General features: G+C 74.1%; 16 protein-coding genes. 10 read left to right on the top strand and 6 right to left on the bottom strand.

Going from position 1 to position 20,779, the window contains the following annotated elements:
- Positions 1-35: 35 nt before the first annotated feature.
- Positions 36-1,571, bottom strand: coding sequence for an APC family permease (locus tag ACFYXE_RS14010; RefSeq protein WP_389312177.1), 1,536 nt, complete (start codon positions 1,569-1,571; stop codon positions 36-38).
- A gap of 245 nt (positions 1,572-1,816) precedes the next feature.
- Between ACFYXE_RS14010 and ACFYXE_RS14005 the strand changes: the two genes are divergently transcribed.
- Positions 1,817-2,404 (top strand): MarR family winged helix-turn-helix transcriptional regulator, encoded by a 588-nt coding sequence (locus tag ACFYXE_RS14005; protein WP_361169263.1) that lies wholly within the window; start codon positions 1,817-1,819, stop codon positions 2,402-2,404.
- 356 nt (positions 2,405-2,760) lie between these two features.
- Here the strand turns inward: ACFYXE_RS14005 and ACFYXE_RS14000 are convergent, their stop codons facing one another.
- A complete protein-coding gene (locus ACFYXE_RS14000) occupies positions 2,761-3,621 on the bottom strand; it encodes a gamma-glutamyl-gamma-aminobutyrate hydrolase family protein (RefSeq protein ID WP_389312174.1) in 861 nt (286 codons plus the stop codon).
- A 178-nt stretch (positions 3,622-3,799) separates the two neighbouring features.
- On the opposite strand from ACFYXE_RS14000, the gene ACFYXE_RS13995 reads away from it, so the two are divergent.
- The 5 genes from ACFYXE_RS13995 to ACFYXE_RS13975 all read left to right on the top strand — a co-directional run bounded on the left by ACFYXE_RS13995 (position 3,800) and on the right by ACFYXE_RS13975 (position 8,761).
- The gene (locus tag ACFYXE_RS13995; protein ID WP_389312172.1) at positions 3,800-5,371 is read left to right on the top strand and encodes an aldehyde dehydrogenase family protein; all 1,572 of its coding nucleotides are present in this window, start codon (positions 3,800-3,802) and stop codon (positions 5,369-5,371) included.
- Entirely contained in the window at positions 5,364-6,395 is a 1,032-nt protein-coding gene (locus ACFYXE_RS13990) for a catechol 1,2-dioxygenase (RefSeq protein WP_389312170.1), read from the top strand. The genes ACFYXE_RS13995 and ACFYXE_RS13990 overlap by 8 nt, the downstream gene beginning before the upstream one ends.
- Positions 6,392-7,249: a fumarylacetoacetate hydrolase family protein gene (locus ACFYXE_RS13985; RefSeq protein ID WP_389312168.1), complete on the top strand. Its 858-nt coding sequence runs from the start codon at positions 6,392-6,394 to the stop codon at positions 7,247-7,249. Before ACFYXE_RS13990 ends, ACFYXE_RS13985 begins: the two co-directional genes overlap by 4 nt.
- Positions 7,250-7,327: 78 nt before the next feature.
- Complete coding sequence (locus ACFYXE_RS13980; protein WP_389312567.1) at positions 7,328-7,534, top strand: ferredoxin; 207 nt, start codon at positions 7,328-7,330, stop codon at positions 7,532-7,534.
- Positions 7,535-7,537: 3 nt separating this feature from the next.
- Positions 7,538-8,761: an NAD(P)/FAD-dependent oxidoreductase gene (locus ACFYXE_RS13975; protein ID WP_389312166.1), complete on the top strand. Its 1,224-nt coding sequence runs from the start codon at positions 7,538-7,540 to the stop codon at positions 8,759-8,761.
- Here ACFYXE_RS13975 and ACFYXE_RS13970 read toward each other — a convergent pair.
- Entirely contained in the window at positions 8,752-9,948 is a 1,197-nt protein-coding gene (locus ACFYXE_RS13970) for an epoxide hydrolase (RefSeq protein WP_389312164.1), read from the bottom strand. The two genes, ACFYXE_RS13975 and ACFYXE_RS13970, sit on opposite strands and share 10 nt — an antisense overlap.
- A gap of 160 nt (positions 9,949-10,108) precedes the next feature.
- Between ACFYXE_RS13970 and ACFYXE_RS13965 the strand changes: the two genes are divergently transcribed.
- Positions 10,109-10,684, top strand: coding sequence for a CGNR zinc finger domain-containing protein (locus tag ACFYXE_RS13965; protein ID WP_389312162.1), 576 nt, complete (start codon positions 10,109-10,111; stop codon positions 10,682-10,684).
- 54 nt (positions 10,685-10,738) lie between these two features.
- Here the strand turns inward: ACFYXE_RS13965 and ACFYXE_RS13960 are convergent, their stop codons facing one another.
- Entirely contained in the window at positions 10,739-11,074 is a 336-nt protein-coding gene (locus tag ACFYXE_RS13960; protein ID WP_389312160.1) for an ArsR/SmtB family transcription factor, read from the bottom strand.
- Positions 11,075-11,245: 171 nt separating this feature from the next.
- On the opposite strand from ACFYXE_RS13960, the gene ACFYXE_RS13955 reads away from it, so the two are divergent.
- Positions 11,246-12,388: an FAD-dependent monooxygenase gene (locus ACFYXE_RS13955; protein ID WP_389312158.1), complete on the top strand. Its 1,143-nt coding sequence runs from the start codon at positions 11,246-11,248 to the stop codon at positions 12,386-12,388.
- A gap of 154 nt (positions 12,389-12,542) precedes the next feature.
- Here the strand turns inward: ACFYXE_RS13955 and ppdK are convergent, their stop codons facing one another.
- Entirely contained in the window at positions 12,543-15,278 is a 2,736-nt protein-coding gene (ppdK, locus tag ACFYXE_RS13950; protein WP_361169238.1) for a pyruvate, phosphate dikinase, read from the bottom strand.
- A 428-nt stretch (positions 15,279-15,706) separates the two neighbouring features.
- The gene (locus ACFYXE_RS13945; RefSeq protein WP_389312565.1) at positions 15,707-16,939 is read right to left on the bottom strand and encodes an ROK family protein; all 1,233 of its coding nucleotides are present in this window, start codon (positions 16,937-16,939) and stop codon (positions 15,707-15,709) included.
- A gap of 273 nt (positions 16,940-17,212) precedes the next feature.
- Here ACFYXE_RS13945 and ACFYXE_RS13940 point away from each other — a divergent pair, with 273 nt between their 5' ends.
- Positions 17,213-18,688 (top strand): hypothetical protein, encoded by a 1,476-nt coding sequence (locus ACFYXE_RS13940; RefSeq protein WP_389312155.1) that lies wholly within the window; start codon positions 17,213-17,215, stop codon positions 18,686-18,688.
- Positions 18,685-20,721 (top strand): glycogen debranching N-terminal domain-containing protein, encoded by a 2,037-nt coding sequence (locus ACFYXE_RS13935; RefSeq protein WP_389312153.1) that lies wholly within the window; start codon positions 18,685-18,687, stop codon positions 20,719-20,721. Before ACFYXE_RS13940 ends, ACFYXE_RS13935 begins: the two co-directional genes overlap by 4 nt.
- Positions 20,722-20,779: the final 58 nt, after the last annotated feature.

Here is a 20,779-nt window from a genome sequence, read left to right as displayed (position 1 = left end):
TCGACGCCCCCGGCACCTGCCGACCCGTCCGCGGCCTACCCACCCGCGGTCGACCCGGCCGACCCACCCGCGGCCGACCCGGCCGACCCAACCGCGGCCGACCCGCCCGACCCGATGCCCGCGTACGTCGCGGGCCGCGCCCCGCGCAGCCACAGCCCCCACGCCACCCCTGCAGCCCCGGCGGCGAGGATGAGGCCCGGCAGGACCCACCGCAGTGGATTGCCCGCCGAAACCCCCAGCTGCACGCTGAAGTTGGTGAGCGCGAGCCAGAAGACGACGGCGAGCGCGGCGCCGGACAGGAGCGGCGCGACGAGCCGGTGCCACCGGGGCTCGGCGAGCTCGGGCCTGCGCGCGAAATAGGCGACGACGGACGCGGACGTGGCGAACAGGAGCAGGATCACGCCGAGCGCCCCGAGGTTGGTCAGCCAGGTGAAGACGTCCGCGACGGGATCCCGCCCCGCCAGGGCGAAGACGCCGATGACGACGGCGGTGACCCCGGTCTGCAGCAGCGAGCCGCGGTGCGGCGAGGAGTGCCGGGGGTGCAGCGCCCCGAGCCCGCGCGGCAGCACCCCCTCGCGGCCGAGCGAACGCACGTACCGCGCGACGGCGTTGTGGAAGGAGAGCAGCGCCGCCAGCAGGCTGGTGATCAGGAAGAGCTGCGCGACGTCGGAGAAGACCGTGCCGAGTCCGGCGTCGCCGAGGACGAACATCATCCGGGGCCCCTGCTCGGCGGCGACCCGCGTCGCCCGCCCGGTCCCGGCGCCACTGATCATGGCCCACGCCGTGACGGAGTAGAAGACACCGATGAGCCCGACGGCGATGTAGGTGGCCCGCGCCACGGTCCGGCGCGGATCCCGGCACTCCTCGCTGTACAGCGCGGCCGACTCGAAGCCCATGTACGCGGCGAAGACGCAGCACAGCGCGACGCCGAGCGAGCCGTCCGTGGCGGCGCCCCAGGTGAGCGGCGTGGCCGAGATGCCGTCGGGGGCGTGGGCGAACTGGCCGATGTCGAAGACGAGTACGGTGCCGAATTCGAGGACGAGCAGTACGGCGAGCACCCGGACGCCCACGTCGACCCGCCGGTAGCCGAGCGCGCCGACGACGGCGGTGCACGCGAGCACGAGCACCCACCAGGGGATGTCCAGGCCCGTGCGGGCCCCGACGAACTCCGCGGTGGTGGCGCCGAAGAGACCGGCGATGCCGATCTGCATGGCGTTGTACGCGAGGAGCGCGACGAAGGCCGCGCCGACGCCGGGGGTGCGGCCGAGCCCCTGTGCGGTGTACGCGTAGAACGCGCCGGCGCCGGTGATGTGCCGGCTCATCGCCGCGTACCCGGCGCTGAACAGCGCGAGCACGACGGCGATCAGGAGGTAGAGCAGGGGTATCCCCAGCACGCCCGTCACGCCGAGGGACTGCGGGATGCCGCCCGCGGCGACGGTGAGGGGCGCCGACGCGGCGACGACGACGAAGACGATGCCCGCGACACCGATGCGGCGCTCCGGGGAGGCGGGGGCGGGGGCTGCGGAGAGGGAGGGCGCGGGCGGGGCTGACTCGGGGTGCTCGATGGCCATGCCGGGACTCCGGGGAGGAGGAGGGGAGGTCGTTTCCGGCGGAAACGCGTTATCGTTTGAGCCCGTACGATTTTCGAGTGGCGCCGATGGTACGGACGCGGCTGTGCCCCGGCAAGAGGCCTTGGGAGACTGGGGGCGGCCGACCGGAACCACGCGAAGCGCAGGGACCGCCAGGACCACCGGGACCACCGGGACCACCGGGACCACCGGAATCACCGGAACCGTCGGAACGAGGAGACACGCACGTGACGGGCTACCGCTCCATCCGCGAGACCGAGAAGGCGGTCCGGGCCAAGCTCGGCGGCACGCCCGTCAAGTACGAGCAGATGGCCGCCGTGTCGAACATCTACCGCGCGGGGGCGGCGGTGCGCCAGCACTTCGAGAACTCCGTGCTGCGGGGCGCCGAACTGACGTGGACGTCGTTCGTCGTGCTCTATGTCGTCTGGATCTGGGGCGAGATGGAGACGCGGTACGTCGCGGAGGAGGCCGGCATCTCCAAGGGCACGCTCACGGGGGTGGCCCGCACGCTCGCGGGCCGGGGCCTGATCGAGCGCCGCGGTCACCCCGACGACGGCAGGCTGGCGCTGCTCTGCCTCACGGAGGAGGGCGAGGGCCTGATGGGCGAGGTCTTCCCGGCCTTCAACGCGGAGGAGGCCTTCGTCACGGAGGGCCTCACGGACGAGGAGTGCCGGACCCTGGCGGATCTGCTCCGCAAGATCGTCGTCCGCACGGAGGACCGGGGCGAGGAGCGCCGCGCCCACCTCCTGAACGGCGCACCCCCCACCCCTCGCAGAAGCGGCCGCAAACCAAAGCCCCCCACAGCCAAGCCCTGACCCCCACACACCCGCACCCGAATCCCCCCGCCACTCGCCGCCGGGCGATACGCCCACGGCCACGGACCCCAAGGGGCGCGGGGAACTGCGCGACCGGCCCCGACACACCCGCACCCGAATCCCTCACGACTCGCCGCCCAGCGGGAAGCCAACCGCCACGAGTCTCAAGGGGCGCGGGGAACTGCGCGACCGGCCCCCACGCACCCGCACCCGAATCCCCCACCACTCGCCGCCCAACGAGAAGCCAACCGCCACGGGTCCCAAGGGGCGCGGGGAACTGCGCGACCGGCCCCCACGCACCCGCACCCGAATCCCCCGCCACTCGCCGCCCAACGAGAAGCCAACCGCCACGAGTCTCAAGGGGCGCGGGGAACTGCGCAGCCGGCCCCCACACCCCCGCACTCGGCCCCGCAGCCGACCCCACCCCCCGCCTCCCGAACCAGCCCCTCAAACAGCCCCCGCTGCCCCGCGTCGACCCCCGCCGTGTCCTCCGGATGCCACTGCACGGCCACGAACCACCCCTCCCCACCGGGGAGTTCCAGCGCCTCGACCGTCCCGTCCGCCGCCCACGCGGTGGGGACCAGCCCGCGACCCGGCCGCGCCACGCACTGGTGGTGGTAGCAGGACGCCCGCGTCCTCTCCGCCCCCAGCGCCCCCGCCACCGCGGACCCCGCGGCCACCCGCACCGGGTGCACCAGATGCCGGTGCACACCCCCGCCCCCGCCCATGTCCTGCCGCAACGTCCCCCCGAGCGCCACGTTCACCACCTGCATCCCCCGGCACACCGCCAGCGTCGGCAGCCCGCGACCCAGCGCGCACCGGGCGAGAGCGAGGTCGAAGGCGTCCTGCGCGTCGTCGACGTCGTACACCGCGTCGTGGACCTCGCCCCCGCCCCCGTACCGCCACGGCGCGACGTCCCCACCCCCGGGGAGCAGCAACCCGGCGCAGCGCGCGAGCCGTTCGGCGGCCTCGTCCGGCGGGCCGGGGTGCATCATGAACGGCTCCCCGCCCGCGCGGAACACCGCGTCGGCGAGGGCGCGCGCGGTGACGACGGCCGCGTACCGCAGCGCGGAGGTCGAAGCGGCGTACCGCTGCGGGAGCGCGATCAGCGGCCGCGCACCCGCCCCGCGCTCACCAGGAGCCCCGCACACTCCGCCCTCACCGGGCGCCCCGCCCCGCCCACGCGCCTCGGCGGGGGACGAAATGTCGTCGGGCATGGGGGCCTCCCCGAGTGTCCAGGCGTCCAGTTGTCCAGAAGTTCAAGCGTCCCGCCGCACCGGACACGCACCTCGTTTGACTCCAAACGGTAGCCCAACACCCGCCCCCCGGTCAGGGGTTGACCCCACAGCCGTACCGCTCCTATGTTGTTTGGGGTCAAACGAACTGGAGGTCGCGATGGTTCCTCCCGAGTTCCCGCACACGTTCCCGCACACGGCGACCGTCGCGGGCGTGCGCGTCGACACCCGCCACTGGATCGGCGGCACCCGCCTCACGGCAGCCACCGCCCCCGGCCCCACCACCGCCTCCCCGCCCGCCGCCCCCCACCCCGCAGGCCCCGCCGCAGCGACCGCCACCTTCACCGACTTCTCCCCCCTCGACGGCACCCCCCTCGCCGAGATCGCCCGCGGCGGCGCCGCCGAGGCCGGGGCCGCCGTCGCCGCGGCCCGCGCCGCCTTCCCGGGCTGGGCCGCCACCCCGCCCGCCGAGCGCGCCCGGCTGCTGCACGCCGTCGCCGACCGCGTCGAGGCCCGCGCCGAGGAGCTCGCCCGCGTCGAGACCGCCGACAACGGCGCCCTGCTCCGCTCCCACCGCCGCGGCGTCCTGCCCCGCGTCGCCCACAACCTCCGCTACTTCGCCGACCGCCTGCTCGCCCTCGCCCACGACGACTTCACGACCCGCGGCCACACCAACCGCGTCAGCCGGGACCCGGCGGGCCCCACCGTCCTGATCACGCCGTGGAACGCCCCGCTGATGCTCGCCACCTGGAAGATCGCCCCGGCGCTCGCGGCCGGGAACACCGTCGTGCTCAAGCCCGCCGAGTGGACCCCGCTGACCGCGTCCCTGTTCGCCGACCTCACCCACGAGGCCGGCCTGCCGCCGGGCGTCCTCAACGTCGTGCAGGGGTACGGGGACGAGGCCGGCGCCCCGCTCACCGCCCACCCCGACGTGCGCCGCATCAGCTTCACCGGCTCCGTGCCCACCGCCCGCCGCATCGCCGCCTCCGCCGCCGCCCACCTGGTGCCGTGCAGCTTCGAGCTCGGCGGCAAGTCGCCGCTGCTCGTCCTCGCCGACGCCGACTTGGACCTGGCCGCCGACCTCGCCGTGGAGCAGTACGACAACGCGGGGCAGGTCTGCCTCGCGGCCACCCGCATCCTCGTCGAGGAGTCCGTGCGCGACGCCTTCCTCGACCGCTTCCTCGACCGGGTGGCCGAGCTGCGGCTCGGCGATCCGCGCGACGGGGCCACCGACATGGGGCCGAACATCCACCCCCGGCACGTGGACCGCGTCGACGCCTTCGTGCGCCGCGCCCTGGCCGAGGGCGCGCGGGCGGTGACCGGCGGCGGCCGCAACCGGGCGCTCGGCGGCAACCACTACCTGCCCACCCTGCTCACCGACGTCGCGCAGGACTCCGAGATCGTCCAGGAGGAGGTCTTCGGCCCCGTCCTCACCCTGCAGACCTTCCCCGACGGCGACGACGACACCGCCGTACGCCTCGCCAACGGCACCCGCTTCGGCCTCGCCGCCACCCTCGCCACCGGCGACCGCGAGCGCGCGGACCGGATCGCCGCCCGGCTCGTCGCGGGCACGGTCTGGGTCAACTGCTTCTTCGTGCGCGACCTCTCCGCGCCGTTCGGCGGCTCGCGCGACTCCGGCGTCGGACGCGAGGGCGGCGACTGGTCCTTCGACTTCTACTGCGACCTCAAGAACACCGTGACCGCGCCGAAGGGGTGGGCCCACCGTGGGTGAGATCGTCGGGGCGGGCCTGCTCGCCCACGTGCCGACCATCGTGCTCCCCGAGCGCGAGCGCAAGGAGCTCAACGAGGGCCGCGAGATCAGCCTCGTCCCCGGCCTGCGCACGCTGCGCGCCGACGTCTTCGAGCGGCTCGACCACGACACCGTCGTCGTCCTCGACTCGCACTGGGCGACCACCGTCGAGTTCGTCGTCTCCGCACACGCCCGCCGCGCCGGCCTCTTCACCTCCGAGGAGCTGCCGCGCGGCATGTGCCGCATGCCGTACGACTATCCGGGCGACCCCGAACTCGCCCATGCCGTGGCCCGGTCCGCGGACCGGCACGGCACCTGGATCACCCCGGTCGACGACCCCTTCCTGCCCGTCCACTACGCCACCGTCAACCTGTGGAAGTTTCTGGGCGAAGGCCTTCCCGCCAAGAAGTGGGTCTCGATCGGGGTCTGCCAGACCGGCGACACCGAGGACCATCTGCGGCTCGGCCGCGCGCTCGCTGACGGCATCGCCGCGCTGCCCGGCCGCCGGGTCCTGCTCGTCGCGTCCGGCGCCCTCTCGCACACCTTCTGGCCGCTGCGCGAACTGCGCGCCCACGAGTCCAGCGATCCCGCCCACATCCGCACCCCCGGGGCGCGGGCCGCCGACGAGCGGCGCATCGCGTGGCTGGAGCGCGGCGACCACGCCCAAGTCCTGCGCACCATGCCGGAGTTCCTCACCCACAGGCCCGAGGCGCGGTTCGGCCACTACCTGATGATGATCGGCGCCCTCGGCGAGGAGCGCTGCACCGCCGCGGGCCGCGCCTACAGCGCGTACGAGAACTCCGTGGGCACCGGACAGATGCACCTCTGGTTCGACCGGCCGCCGCACGGCTGGACCGCCCCCACGACCGCCACCCCCGGGGCCACCGCCCCCACGACCGCCACCACCGAGGCCACCGTCCCCGTAACTGCCACCCCCGGGGCCACCGCCCCCGTCCCCGCGACCACCGGCCCGGACGCCACCGACCCGAGCGAGGCAGCCGTATGAGGGCCACCACCACCGAGTACCGGCGCGTCCTGCTCGACGGCGCCGCCGTCCAGGTCCGGCGCGAGGGCGACGAGCTGGCCGCCGCCGACGGGCGCCGCGTCAAGGCCGCCGACGCGCACCACCTGCCTCCCGTACGCCCCTCCAAGGTGATCGCCGTCCACCTCAACCACCGCAGCAGGGTGGCGGAGTTCGGGGTCGCGCTGCCGCCCGCGCCCACCTACTTCCACAAGCCCGTCTCCGCCCTCAACAGCCACGGCGGCGCGGTCGTGCGCCCCGAGGGCTGCAAGTACCTCAACTACGAGGGCGAGATCGGCATCGTCATCGGCCGGACCTGCCGCAACATCGCCCCGGCGGAGGCGGGTTCGTACATCGCGGGCTACACCGTCGCCAACGACTACGGCCTGCACGACTTCCGCGACACCGACGCCGGGTCGATGCTCCGCGTCAAGGGCTCCGACACGCTCTGCCCGCTCGGCCCCGGCCTGGTCACCGGGTGGGACTTCCGCGGCAAGCGGCTGCGGACGTACGTCAACGGCGAGCGGGTGCAGGACGGTTCGACGGACGAGATGCGGTGGGACATGCACTACCTCGTCGCCGACATCGCCCGCACGATCACCCTGGAGCCGGGCGACGTGCTGCTCTCCGGCACCCCCGCGGGCTCCCGGCCGGTCCGCCCCGGCGACGTCGTCGAGGTCGAGGCCGAGGGGCTGGGACGCCTCACCAACCACATCGTCACCGGCCCCACCGCGATCCGCACCGACGTCGGCGCCCAGCCCACCGAGTCCGAGGAGGTCCGCTCCACGGCCCTCGGCGGGGACTGGGAACTGCGCGGCGTACGCCCGCCGCGCCGCTAGGGCCCCTACCCGCCTCGTACCCCCCAAGGCCCCCAGGGAGTTCAGATGGCCAACGCCAACGCCAACGCCCACGCCCACGTGACCGCCACCGTCACCGTCACCGTCACCGTCGACATGGATCTCTGCCAGAACCACGGGCAGTGCGTCTTCGCCGCGCCGGACGTCTTCCGGCTCGACGACGACGGCCGCCTCGCGTACGTCGCCGCCCCCGACGCCGCCCTGCGCGACGAGGTCGAGGACGCCGCCGACGTCTGCCCGCTGCAGGCCATCCGGGTCGGGGGCTGAGGCGTGACGGGGGCGGGCATCGCCGTCGTCGGGGCCTCGCTGGGCGGGCTGCGGGCGGCCGAACAGCTGCGGGCCGCGGGCTGGGAGGGCCCCCTCACCCTCTTCGGCGACGAGTCCCATCTCCCGTACAACCGGCCGCCGTTGTCCAAGGAGGTGCTCGCGGGGCGCGCGCCCGCGTCCAGCACCCGGCTGCGCCGCCGCGCCGGTGTCGAGGACGCCGTGTGGCGACTGGGCACCGCCGTCGCGTCCGCCGACCTCGCGGCGCGCACGCTCACGCTGACCGACGGTTCCGTCCATGGGTACGTGGGTCTGGTGGCCGCGACGGGGGTGCGGCCACGCAGGCTCCCGCTGCCCGGGGGCCCGCCCCGGCACGTCCTGCGCACGGTGGAGGACTCGGCGGCGCTGGCCGCCGTGCTGGTGGCGGGCGCCCGGGTCCTGGTGATCGGCGCCGGGTTCATCGGCTGCGAGGTGGCGGCCACCGCGCGCGGCGCGGGCTGCGCGGTCACGGTCGTCGCCCCGGAGGCCGAGCCGATGCTCCTCGCGGTCGGCGAGGACCTCGCCCGGGCGCTCCGGGGCCGCCACGAGGCGCGGGGCGTGCGGTTCCTGACGGGCCGCCTCGTCACCGGACTCACCCCGTGCGGTGCCGTCCTGGACGACGGCACCGAGTTGCGGGCCGATGTGCTCGTGGAGGCCGTCGGCTCGCTGCCCAACACCGAGTGGCTGGCCGCGACGGCCGGTCTCGACCTCACCGACGGCGTGCTCTGCGACGCCCACCTGCGCATCGGCGGCCTCCCGCACGCGGTGGCCGTCGGCGACGTCGCCCGCTTCCCGAACCCGCGCTACGGCCCGGACGCGCACCGCGTCGAACACTGGTCGGTCCCCGGCGACACGGCCCGGCACGCGGCCCGCGCCCTGATCGCGGGCCTGACCGGCGCCGCCCTGCCCGCGGCCCCCTGCGCGCCCCTGCCGTCCTTCTGGAGCGACCAGTTCAGCCTGCGCCTCCAGTCGTTCGGCAGGACCGCGCCCGCCGAGCGGACCCGACTCCTCGAAGGGGACCCGGACGCGACGGACGGCGATCTGCTCTACGGCTACTACCAGGGCGACCGTCTCATCGGGGTGGCCGCGCTCGGCGGCCCGGCGGCTGCCGCCGCGGCGGCCCGCCACCGGCCGGACCTCATGGCGCCGCCCGGACCGGTGCCGCCCGAGCACGCCGGCGCTCACCGCTGAGCGGCCAGCACGGCCGCGAGGCCCTCCCGCAGGTCCGCGACGAAGTACTCCGGGACCTCCAGCGACGGGAAGTGCCCGCCGGCGTCGGGCTCCCGCCACCGGACGATCCGCCGGTACCGCTCCTGCGCCCAGGGGCGGGGGCACTTCTCGATGTCGCGGGGATACATGGTGACGGCCGCCGGGACGTCGACGCGCAGTCCGGGGTCGAGCGAGTCGTGGCTCTCGTGGTAGATGCGGGCCGCCGACGCGCCGGTCCGCGTCAGCCAGTACAGGGTGACGTCGTCGAGGATCCGGTCCCGGGAGATCGTCTCGAACGGGCTGTCGTCGGTGTCCGACCACTCGGCGAACTTGTCGAGGATCCACGCGAGCAGGCCGACCGGTGAGTCGACCAGCGCGTAGCCGATGGTCTGCGGCCGGGTCGCCTGCTGCTTGGCGTAGGCCGCCCGGTGCCGCCAGAAGAGCCGGGTCTCCTCGGTCCACCGGCGCTCGTCCGCCGTCAGCCCGTCCGTCGGCAGGCCGGGCGGCGCCTCCGCGAACAGGGTGTGGATGCCGAGGACGTGCTCGGGGAACCGGCCGCCGAGCACCGTGGTGATGTTGCCTCCCCAGTCGCCGCCGTGGGCCAGGAACCTGGCGTAGCCGAGCCGTCCCATGAGCTCCACCCACGCGGCGGCGATCTTCTCGGTGCCCCATCCGGCGGCGGCAGGGCGGTCGCTGTGGCCGAAGCCGGGCAGCGAGGGCGCCACGACGTGGAAGGCCGGCGCGGCCGGGTCGGCGGGGTCCGCCAGCTCGCCGATCACATCGACGAACTCGGCGACGCTGCCCGGCCATCCGTGCGTCAGGAGCAGGGGAGTGGCGTCCGCGCGCGGGGACCGGCGGTGCAGGAAGTGGATGCCCAGCCCGTCGACGGTCGTCCGGAACTGCCCGATCCGGTCGAGCCGCGCCTCGAAGGCCCGCCAGTCGTACGTGGTGCGCCAGTACTCCACGACGTCGGCGAGGTCGGCGAGCGGGACGCCCTGGTCCCACCGACGGCGCCCGGCCGCGCCGGGCCGGACCGTCTCGGCCTCCGGCAGGCGCGCGGCGGCCAGGCGGGCGCGCAGGTCGTCGAGTTCGGCGTCGGACACGCGGTGGTCGAATGCTCGGACGGCGCTGCCGGGGCCTGCTGGGACGGCGCTGCTGGGACGGGACATGGGACCTCCTGGCCATCGCGGAACGGACTGCGGCTCGCCCCGGGGCGCCCCGGGCGGTCGGGCAGCCGTCGGGCAGCTGTCGGGCCCCGGTCGGTCGCGAACCGTCTATGCCGGTTCTAACAGTTCTCGCGACGGTCCCGCAACCGGCTAAGGTGGTTCCATGAGCGCCGCCTTCCCTGAATTCCGCCTCGGCGCGGTCCTGGCGACCAGCTTCACGGGGACCCTGTCGGAGCGGCAGGGCGAGCCCGTGGAGCGCATCCCCGTGCCGCGGCGCCTCGCCGACTGGCTGGCGGTGAACGGCCTGGCCGTGGCCTCCTGCACCGAGGCCGAGCTCGACCGCGCCCGGGAGCTGCGGGAGGCAATCCATGCCGCGGCGACGGCCGCCGCGCTCCAGGAGGACCTGCCCGCGCCCGCCGTCCGGGTCATCAACGACCACAGCGCCCGGGGCCGGGCGGTGGCGGTCCTGACGTCGGAGGGCGAGCGGGAGTGGCGGCTCGGCCGGGCGTCCGGCGTGGCGGACGCCCTCGGCGTGATCGCCGCCGACGCGATCGCCGTCGTCGCGGGCGAGCGCGACGGCCGGCTGGCCCTGTGCGCGTCCCCGACCTGCCGCGCCGCCTTCTTCGACACGAGCCGCAGCCGCACCCGCAGATGGTGCGAGATGAACACGTGCGGAAACCGCGAGAAGAAGGCCCGCTTCCAGGCGAACCGGCGCAGGAGGACCGATCCGGCGGGCTAGGCCCGGTTCGCGGAGCGGTCGCCTCGGCGCCCGCTCCGGTGTGCTCGCCGGTGCTCAGCGAGGCGCGGTGCCGCCCGGGGCCTCCGTCCCCAGGAGCGCGAGCAGCCCGGGGAACCTCTTCTCGATGTCCGCGCGTCGCAGGCGGACGCCCTTGCGGTTGCCGTAGTCGATCTCGTCGACGAGACCCGCCTCGCGCAGCACGCGGAAGTGGTGGGTCTGGGTCTGCTTCGAGATCGGGAGGTCGAACGAGTTGCAGCCCCGCTCGCCGTCGCCGGCGTCGGCGGCCAACTGCGTCATCACCGAACGGCGGTGCTCGTCGGCGAGGGCCCGGAACACCGCGCCCAGGTCGAGCGCACCGGTCTCCGGGCCGACCAGCTTCTTCCCCGTCACGCGACACCTCCATCAGGTACGACTTGAATCGTACCTGAACGGTGTGCTCCACTGAGGTACGAAATTTTTCGTACCTGGGCCCGGCCGTGCCACCCGTGCCGCCGCGCCCCGAGACCCGGCCTCCAGCACCCGCCGAGGACCTGGTCATCGACACTGCGAGAGGTCATCGTCATGAAGAAGCCCGAGGTGCTGATAGTCGGAGCCGGAATCGCGGGGCCCGCCCTCGCGTACTGGCTCTCCCGGAACGGCTACAGGCCGACGGTCGTCGAACACGCCCGGCAACTGCGCTCCGGCGGCAGCGCGATCGTCGTGAAGGGGCCCGCCGTCCCGGTCGCCCGGCACATGGGCATCCTCCCCGAGCTCCGCGACCTCGCCACCCGCAATCGGTCGCTGACCCTGCTCGACCCCGACGGCAGGCGCGTCCTGAACCTTCCGCTCACCTCGTCCGGGGCGTCGACGGTCGAGGTGACCCGGGCCGACCTGTCCGACGTGCTCCATCGGGCGGCGCAGGCCGAGGCCGAGTTCCTGTTCGACGACACGGTCACCGCGCTCGACCAGGACGCCGGTGGGGTCGACGTCACCTTCCGGCGTGCCGCGCCGCGGCGCTTCGACCTGGTGGTCGGTGCGGACGGGCTGCATTCCACCGTGCGGCGCCTGGTGTTCGGCCCCGAGCGGCAGTTCACGAGCGATCTGGGCCTGTACGGCGCGACGGTCCCGCTGGAACCCGACGCCCTGGAGGACCCCAGCGAGATGACGATGCTGACCGTGCCCGACCGGATGCTGGTCCTCCACCCGTCGCGGACCACTCCGCTCGCGATCTTCACGTTCCGGGCCGCACGGGCGGCGCCCCACGACCGCAAGAACATCGCGCTTCACCAGCAGACCGTGGCCGACGCCTACGCCGACGTGCGGTGGCGGGCACCGGAGTTCGTGGCGGCGTTCCTCGACCACCCGGCCCCGTTCTTCGACCCCCTGACCACCGTCCGGGTGCCCTCGTGGTCCCGCGGCCGGGTCGTCCTGCTCGGGGACGCGGCGGCGGCGACAGCCCTGCTGGGCGACGGATCCAGCCTGGCGATGGCGGGCGCGTACGCCCTCGCGGAGGAACTCGCCGCCCACCCCGGCGACCACACCCGCGCCTACGCCGCCTACGAGTCGCGGCTCCGCCGGGAGGTGGGCCCGCGGCAGCGGCGCACGGGCCTGCTCTCCCGCCTCCTGCTGCCCCGCACCCGACCGGGCCTCGCGACGCGCAACGCGATGGTCCGCACGATCGCCCGCACGAGCCACTTCACACCCCGCGAAACGGCGAACCGCTAGACCCGGTGGTCGGCCGGGGCACGTGACACGCCTCCCCGGACCACGCCGGAAGGGGCAGCACCCCCGCACAGGGTGCTGCCCCTTCATCGTGGGCCGGGACCGTCGCCGCATCGGTACTGAGGGTCGGGGACACGGCGGCGGTCCCGGGGTCCGGTTACCGGTGGTCGCTGCCCGTCGAGTGGGAGGCGGCGCGGCCGGCCTCCAGGCGGGCCACCGGGATGCGGAACGGCGAGCAGGAGACGTAGTCCAGGCCCACCTCGTGGAAGAAGTGCACCGACTCGGGGTCGCCGCCGTGCTCGCCGCAGACGCCGAGCTTCAGGTCGGGGCGCGTGGCGCGGCCCGCGGTGACCGCGTCCTTGACCAGCTTGCCGACGCCGTCCTTGTCGATGGTCTCGAAGGGCGAGACCCCGAAGATGCCCTTCTCCAGGTACGCCGTGAAGAAGCTCGCCTCGACGTCGTCGCGGGAGAAGCCCCAGACGGTCTGCGTGAGGTCGTTCGTGCCGAAGGAGAAGAACTCCGCGGCCTCCGCGATCTGGTCCGCGGTGAGCGCGGCACGCGGCAGCTCGATCATCGTGCCGAGCGCCAGCTTCAGGTCGACGCCGGTGGACTCGACGACCTCCGCGATGACCTGCTCGGCCTCCTCACGGACGATCTCCAGCTCCTGGACGGTGCCGACGAGCGGGATCATGATCTCCGCGCGCGGGTCGCCCTTGGCGGTCTTGCGCTCGGCCGCGGCCTCCGCGATGGCCCGTACCTGCATGGTGAACAGGCCGGGGATGACCAGGCCGAGGCGGACGCCGCGCAGACCCAGCATCGGGTTCTGCTCGTGCAGCCGGTGCACGGCCTGGAGCAGGCGCAGGTCGTTCTCGTTGGCGTCCTTGCGGGACTCGGCGAGCGCCACCCGGACGGAGAGCTCGGTGATGTCGGGCAGGAACTCGTGCAGCGGCGGGTCCAGCAGGCGCACGGTGACGGGCAGGCCGTCCATCGCCTCGAAGAGCTCCACGAAGTCGCGCTTCTGCAGCGGCAGGAGCTCCTTGAGGGCCTCCTCGCGCTCGCCGTCCGCGTCGGCCAGGATCAGCCGCTCGACCATCTCGCGGCGCTCGCCGAGGAACATGTGCTCGGTGCGGCACAGGCCGATGCCCTGCGCGCCGAAGCGGCGGGCGCGCAGCGCGTCCTCCGCGTTGTCCGCGTTGGCGCGCACCCGCAGGCGCCGCACCCGGTCCGCGTACGCCATGATCCGGTGCACGGCGGCGACCAGCTCGTCGGCGTCGTCGGCGCCCGCGTGCATCCGGCCCTCGAAGTACTCGACGACGGGGGAGGGCACGACGGGCACCTCACCGAGGTAGACCTTGCCGGTGGAGCCGTCGATGGAGACGACGTCGCCCTCCTCGACGACGACGTCGCCCACGGTCAGCCGGCGCCGCTTGGTGTCGACCTCCAGGTCCTCGGCGCCGCACACACAGGTCTTGCCCATGCCGCGCGCCACGACGGCGGCGTGCGAGGTCTTGCCGCCGCGCGAGGTCAGGATGCCCTCGGCGGCGATCATGCCGTCCAGGTCGTCGGGGTTGGTCTCGCGGCGGATCAGGATGACCTTCTCGCCGGAGCGCGACCACTTGATCGCGGTGTACGAGTCGAAGACCGCCTTGCCGACCGCGGCACCGGGTGACGCGGCGATGCCACGGCCGAGCTGCTCGACCTTGGCGCCCTCGTCGAAGCGGGGGAACATCAGCTGCGCGAGCTGGGCGCCGTTGACGCGCTGCAGCGCCTCGGCCTCGTCGATCAGGCCCTGGTCCACGAGCTGCGTCGCGATGCGGAAGGCGGCACCGGCGGTGCGCTTGCCGACGCGGGTCTGCAGCATCCACAGCTGGCCGCGCTCGATGGTGAACTCGATGTCGCACAGGTCCTTGTAGTGCGTCTCGAGGGTCTCCATGATCTGCATGAGCTGGTCGTACGACTTCTTGTCGATCTGCTCCAGATCGGCGAGCGGCACGGTGTTGCGGATGCCCGCCACGACGTCCTCGCCCTGCGCGTTCTGCAGGTAGTCGCCGTACACGCCCTGGTGGCCGCTGGCCGGGTCGCGGGTGAACGCGACGCCCGTGCCGGAGTCCGGGCCGAGGTTGCCGAAGACCATCGAGCAGACGTTGACGGCCGTGCCGAGGTCGCCGGGGATGCGCTCCTGGCGGCGGTAGAGCTTGGCGCGGTCGGTGTTCCACGACTCGAAGACCGAGCGGATCGCGAGGTCCATCTGCTCGCGCGGGTCCTGCGGGAAGTCCCGCCCGGCCTCCGTCTTGACGATCTTCTTGAAGCGGGTGACCAGCTTCTTCAGGTCGGCGGCCTCCAGGTCGGTGTCGACCGAGACCTTCTTGGCGTCCTTGGCCTTCTCCAGGGCGTCCTCGAAGAGTTCGCCGTCGACGCCGAGGACGGTCTTGCCGAACATCTGGATGAGCCGGCGGTAGGAGTCCCACGCGAAGCGGTCGTCGCCGGACTGCTTGGCGAGGCCCGTCACGGACTTGTCGGAGAGCCCGATGTTCAGGACCGTGTCCATCATGCCGGGCATCGAGAACTTGGCGCCCGAGCGGACCGAGACGAGCAGCGGGTCGTCGGCCTGGCCGAGCTTCTTGCCCATGTTCTTCTCGAGCGCGTCGAGGTGCGCGCTCACCTCGTCCCGCAGCTCGACGGGCTCCTCGCCGCTGTCGAGGTACGTCTTGCAGGCCTCGGTGGTGATGGTGAAGCCCGGGGGGACGGGCAGCCCGAGGTTCGTCATCTCGGCGAGGTTCGCGCCCTTCCCGCCGAGAAGGTCCTTGAGGTCCTTGTTGCCCTCGGTGAAGTCGTAGACGAACTTCACGCCCTCACTCGTGTGAGCTACGTGGGGATCTTTGTTTTCCGACACGGGTCTCGACTCCTCGAGGACTCGGTGGCTGCCCTGACGGCGAGGAACATACCCAGATCGAAGGCGCCTGGGTACGTCCACTTGTGCGTCATGCGGCCGTAACCACCCGTCCGCCGCTAGATCGAAAGTGACTGAGCGGTAGCCGAGGGCGGCGTCTTGTCTTCAAGTCTTGAAGTCGCTACCCCCGTAGACCCCGTAAAACGCTCAGATGAGCGGAGTGAACTCAGATGTGAGTTCAGCTCATGAATGATCGAGCAGTGGCACTGAGTGCCACCCCTTGGAGAAGTGCAGTCGCCCGGAATGCGCTCATCTGAGCGCGAGGGGTATCAGGGGTGGCGAGAATCACGCCGTTTGAAGGCGCCGGATGTCAGCATCCGGACCCCCTTCGGACACCCGCGACCACCTCGGGGACCGTTCGGCCGATCGCACTACACCCCCAGCGCGGCGAGCCGCTCCTCCACCCGCTCGGGGGCGTACAGGTGCTCCACCACCAGCGTTCCCGCCCCGACGAGCGCGGCACGCGCGCCGAGGCGCGAGGTGACGACCTCCAGGCGGGCCGTGGAGCGGGGCAGCGCCCGCTGGTAGAGCAGCTCCCGGACGCCGGTGAGGAACGGGGTTCCGGCCAGATCTCCGGCGATCATCAGAACGCCCGGGTTCAGCAGCGTCACCACGGTCGCGAGGACCTCCCCGACGTGCCGCCCCGCCTCACGCGCGAACCGCACCGCCTCGGGGTTGCCCGCCTCCAGGAGCGCCCGAACGTCCGACCCCGAGGCCGCGGGGACGCCCGCCTCCGCCAGCCGCCGCGCCACGGCCCGGCCGCTGGCCACGGCGGCCAGGCAGCCGTACGACCCGCACTTGCACAGCGCGTCGGCGCCCTCGGGCACCCGTATGTGCCCGATGTCCCCGGCGCCGCCGTCGATGCCCCGGTAGACGGAGCCGCCCACGACGACACCGGAGCCGATGCCGGTGGACACCTTGACCAGGGCGAAGGCCGCGCAGTCCGGATAGTGGGTGCGCTGTTCGCCGTACGCCATCAGGTTGGCGTCGTTGTCGACGAGAACGGGGAGAGCGGGGGGAGCGGGGAGGGCGGGCGTCCCGGGCGTACGGTCCGCTCCCGTCTGTTCCATGAACGCGCGGCGCAACCGGGACCGTATGTCGTACCCGTCCCAGCCCGGCATGATCGGCGGCTGCACGACACGGCCCGTCGCGCTGTCGACCGGCCCCGGCACGGCGAGTCCGATGCCGCACACCGACGCGGCGGAGCGCCCGCTCTCGCGCAGCAGCTGCCCGAAGCGGACGCCGAGCTCGCCGAGGGTCACGTCCGGGCCGTCCTCGACGGACAGCGGCGCCGCCCGCTCGGCGACGACCTCCCCGCCGAGCGTCAGCAGCGCCGTGCGGGCGTGCCGGGTCTCCAGGTCGGCGGCGAGCACGACGGCATGGGCGTCGTCGAACTCCAGGCGGATCGCGGGCCGCCCGCCGAGCGGTGACTCCACCGGGCCCCCGGCCCCCTCGCGCAGCCACCCCGCCCGGAACAGCCGGTCGAGCCGCTGCCCCACCGTGGCCCGGGACAGCCCCGTGACCTGCTGCAGCGCCCCCCGGGTGGTGGCCCGCCCGCTGCGTACGAGGTGCAGCAGGTCACCGGGTCCGGTGCCCGCCGACACCCCGGCCCCCGCCGCGGCCGGCCGCCGTGTGGTGCCGTCGGCACGCGTCACCCCTCGCCCCTCCCGTTCGATTCCGCCCCCGTGCCGCTCACCGTACGACCGGACCGGGTGCCGGGCGTACCCCGGTCTTCCTTGTGGTTCCCGTCATCGTTTCCCCTTGTGTTCATCAAGTCCGCGTTTCATATTGAGTTTTGCGCGTTGGTTGGGCGTAACTCAAGAGCCGAAGAGACCTAACTGACGGGCCGTCGAGGCCCGCGAGGAGCGGAGACACGCGTGGACCGCAGTACCGCAGCCGTCCGGCCGCACGCCCGCCGAGCCTGCCGGGGGCGGCAGGAGCTGCGGGAGCGGGCCGCCGAGGTGCTGTGGGCGAACTGGACGGGGACGTCCACCGTGCCGTCCCGTGCGCTGTATCCCCACCAGTGGTCCTGGGACTCCGCCTTCATCGCGATCGGGCTGCGCCATCTCTCGCCGCTGCGGGCCCAGTTGGAGCTGGAGACGCTTCTCGCGGCGCAGTGGGGCGACGGGCGCGTCCCGCACATCGTCTTCAACGACGCCGTCCCCCTCGACGCGTACTTCCCCAGCCCCGACTTCTGGCGCTCCACCACGGCGGGCCGCCGCGCCGGGGCGCCCGGCGGCGTGCAGACCTCCGGCATCGTGCAGCCGCCCGTGCACGCGCTGGCCGCCTGGCTGGTGCACCGCGCGGACCCCGGCCTGTCCCGCGCCCGCTCCTTCCTCGCCCGCCTCCACCCGCGGCTCGCCGCCTGGCACCGCTATCTGCTGCACGCCAGGGACGCGGGCGGCGCCGGACTCGCCGCCGTCGTGCACCCCTGGGAGCAGGGCATGGACAACAGCCCCTGCTGGGACGGGCCGTTGAGCCGCGTCGAGCCCGCCCCGCCCGGCACCTTCCGCCGCGCCGACCTCGACCACGGCGCCCGCGACGACCGCCCGACGGACCGGGACTACGGCCGGTACGTGCGGCTCGCGGCGGACTACCGCGACCGGCGGTACGCGGACGGGGCGCCCCCCGCCGGGGACGGCGGCGCGTTCCGCGTCGAGGACCCCGCCTTCAACGCGCTCCTGATCGCCTCGGAGTACGCGCTCGCCCGCATCGAGGACGCGATCGAGGCCGACACCGAAAGCGGCGTCACCGACGGCGGGGCGGTGGCCGGGCCCGCCGCCCGCCGCGCCCGCGCCGACGCGCTGACCCGGACGCTCGTGGACCGGCTGTGGGACCCGGGGCGGCGCCTCTTCCTCTGCCGCGACCTGTCCGCGGGACGGCTCGTCCCCGAGCGCGCCGTCACGGGCCTGATCCCGCTGCTGCTGCCCGCGCTGCCGCCGGACGTCGCCGCGGCCCTGGTCCGCACGGCCCGCGGCCCGCACTTCGGACTCGGCGGCCCGGCGCGCCTCGTGCCGAGCTACGACCTGACGGGCCCCGCCTTCGAGCGGCACCGCTACTGGCGCGGGCCCGCCTGGTTCAACACCAACTGGCTGCTGGCGCACGGCCTCCGGCTGCACGGCGAGCGGGTGCGGGCCGCCCGGTTGCGGGAAGAACTGCTGGACGTGGCGGCCACGTCCGGCTTCGCCGAGTACGTGGATCCGTACACCGGCCGGGGCCGCGGCGCGCGCGGCTTCGGCTGGACGGCCGCGCTCACGCTGGACCTGCTGCTCGACGGGCGGGCCTGGGCGCGGGACGCGGCGGGCGCGCACGGTGAGCGGGGCGGGCTCTCGGAAGGAGAGGTGTGGGCATGAGTGATCGGCATCGACTGCTGGTGCGGGGCCGGACGTTCGCGGCCGTCGGCACGGGCGGCGACATCACCGGGGTCGGCGCGGTGCGCGGCGCCGGGGCGGGCCCCGACGGCCTGTTCGTACGGGACGCGCGGCACCTGAGCCGCTGGCAGCTGACGGTCGACGGGGCCGTCCCCGAGATCCTCCGGCCCGTGGACACCTCCGCCGCCGCGAGCGGCGCGGCACGCTGCGTGCTGGTGCCGCGCGGCGGCCGGCAGGAGCCGCCCGCGTACACGCTCTTCCGCGAACAGGCCGTCGCCGACGGTGCGTTCGTGGAGTCGCTGCGGGTCCTGAGCAACCGCTCGGTGCCGACGCGGGTGCACATCGCGCTGACCGTCGACGCCGACTTCACCGACCAGTTCGAGCTGCGCGCCGACCACCGCACGTATGCGAAGCCCGGCGCGGTCCGGTCCCGGCGGCCGCTCGACGGGGGCGGGCGCGAGGCGGCGGACCGGCGCGAGGCCGCGGACGGGCGGCGGCGCGCGGACGACGGCGACGGCGGTGTCACGGGCATCGAGTTCGCCTACCGGCGCGGTGACTGGTGTTCGCGTACGACGGTCACCGCCGACCCCGCGCCGGACGCCGTCGAGGAGACCGGCGGCGGCGCGCGCCGGCTCGTCTGGGTCCTGGAGCTCGCCGCCCACGGTTCCGCCCAGATGGCACTGCGTGCCGCCGCGCAGCCGCACGGGGAGGCCCTGGCGGACGTGCCCGAGTCGCCCGCCGTGGCCGCGCGCCAACTGGCCGCCATGGAGGAGGACTTCGCGTCCTCCGTGGAGCTGCCCGCCCGGTGGCCCGGTCTCGCGGACGCCTGTCTGCGCGGGCTCACGGACCTCGCCGTCCTCCAGGTGCCCGCGTCGGGCCCCGACGGCGAGGAGCTGAGCGTGCCGGGGGCCGGCGTGCCCTGGTTCCTCACGGTGCTCGGCCGCGACGCCCTGCTGACCTCGCTGTTCGCGCTGCCCTATCTGCCGCGCCTGGCCGCGGCGACGCTGCCCGCGCTGGCCGCCTCGCAGGCCACGGACGCGGTGGCCGGAGCGGTCGCCCAGCCCGGCAAGATCGCCCACGAGGTGCGGGAGGGCGAGCTCGCGCACTTCGGGCAGGTGCCGTTCGGGCGGTACTACGGCTCGGTGGACGCGACACCGCTCTTCCTCGTGCTGCTCGGCGCGTACACGGAACAGACCGGCGACACCGCGACCGCCCGCCGTCTGGAGGCGCACGCGCGGGCCGCCGTCGGCTGGATGCTCGACCACGGCGGGCTCACCTCGCGCGGCTATCTGGTCTACCGCGCGGACGAGGGCGGCCTCGCCAACCAGAACTGGAAGGACTCGCCCGGCGCGATCTGTTCCGCCGACGGCAGCGGGGCGAGCGGGCCCGTCATGGCGGCGGGCGCGCAGGGGTACGCGTACGACGCGCTGACGCGGACCGCCTGGCTGGCGCGGAGCGTCTGGGGCGATGAGGTGTACGCGGATCTGCTCACGCAGACGGCGGGCGACCTGCGGGACCGCTTCCAGCGGGACTTCTGGATGGCGGACCGGGGCTTTCCCGCGCTCGCCCTGGACGGCGGGGGGCGCCAGGTCGACGCGCTCGCCTCGGACGCGGGCCACCTGCTGTGGTCCGGGCTGCTCGACAAGGAGTACGGCGAGACGGTGGGCCGCCGTCTGCTGGAGCCCGACTTCTTCTCCGGCTGGGGCGTGCGGACGGTCGCGGCCGGGCAGCCCGCGTTCCACCCGCTCTCCTACCACCGGGGCTCGGTGTGGCCGCACGACAACGCGCTCATCGCGCTCGGCCTCGCCCGCTACGGCCTGCACGACGAGGCCCGCGCGGTGGCCCGCGGCCTGGTCTCCGCCGCCGCGACGGCGGGCGGCCGCCTCCCCGAGGTGCTGGCCGGCTACGCCAAGGACGCGTATCCGGTGCCGGTCCCGTACCCGCACTCGTGCGAACTGGAATCCCGCTCGGCGGCGGCACCGCTGGCGTTGCTGACGGCGGTGGGCGGGGCGTGACCCTCGTATAACCGCGGAATGCTGGCGGGTCAACAGGAATCAATGGGGAACTTTTGTA

Source organism: Streptomyces sp. NPDC002564 (genome assembly GCF_042889645.1).
GTDB lineage: Bacteria > Actinomycetota > Actinomycetes > Streptomycetales > Streptomycetaceae > Streptomyces.
The sequence above is the reverse complement of the archived record's forward strand: the minus strand, read 5'-3'. Positions and strand labels throughout refer to the sequence as shown.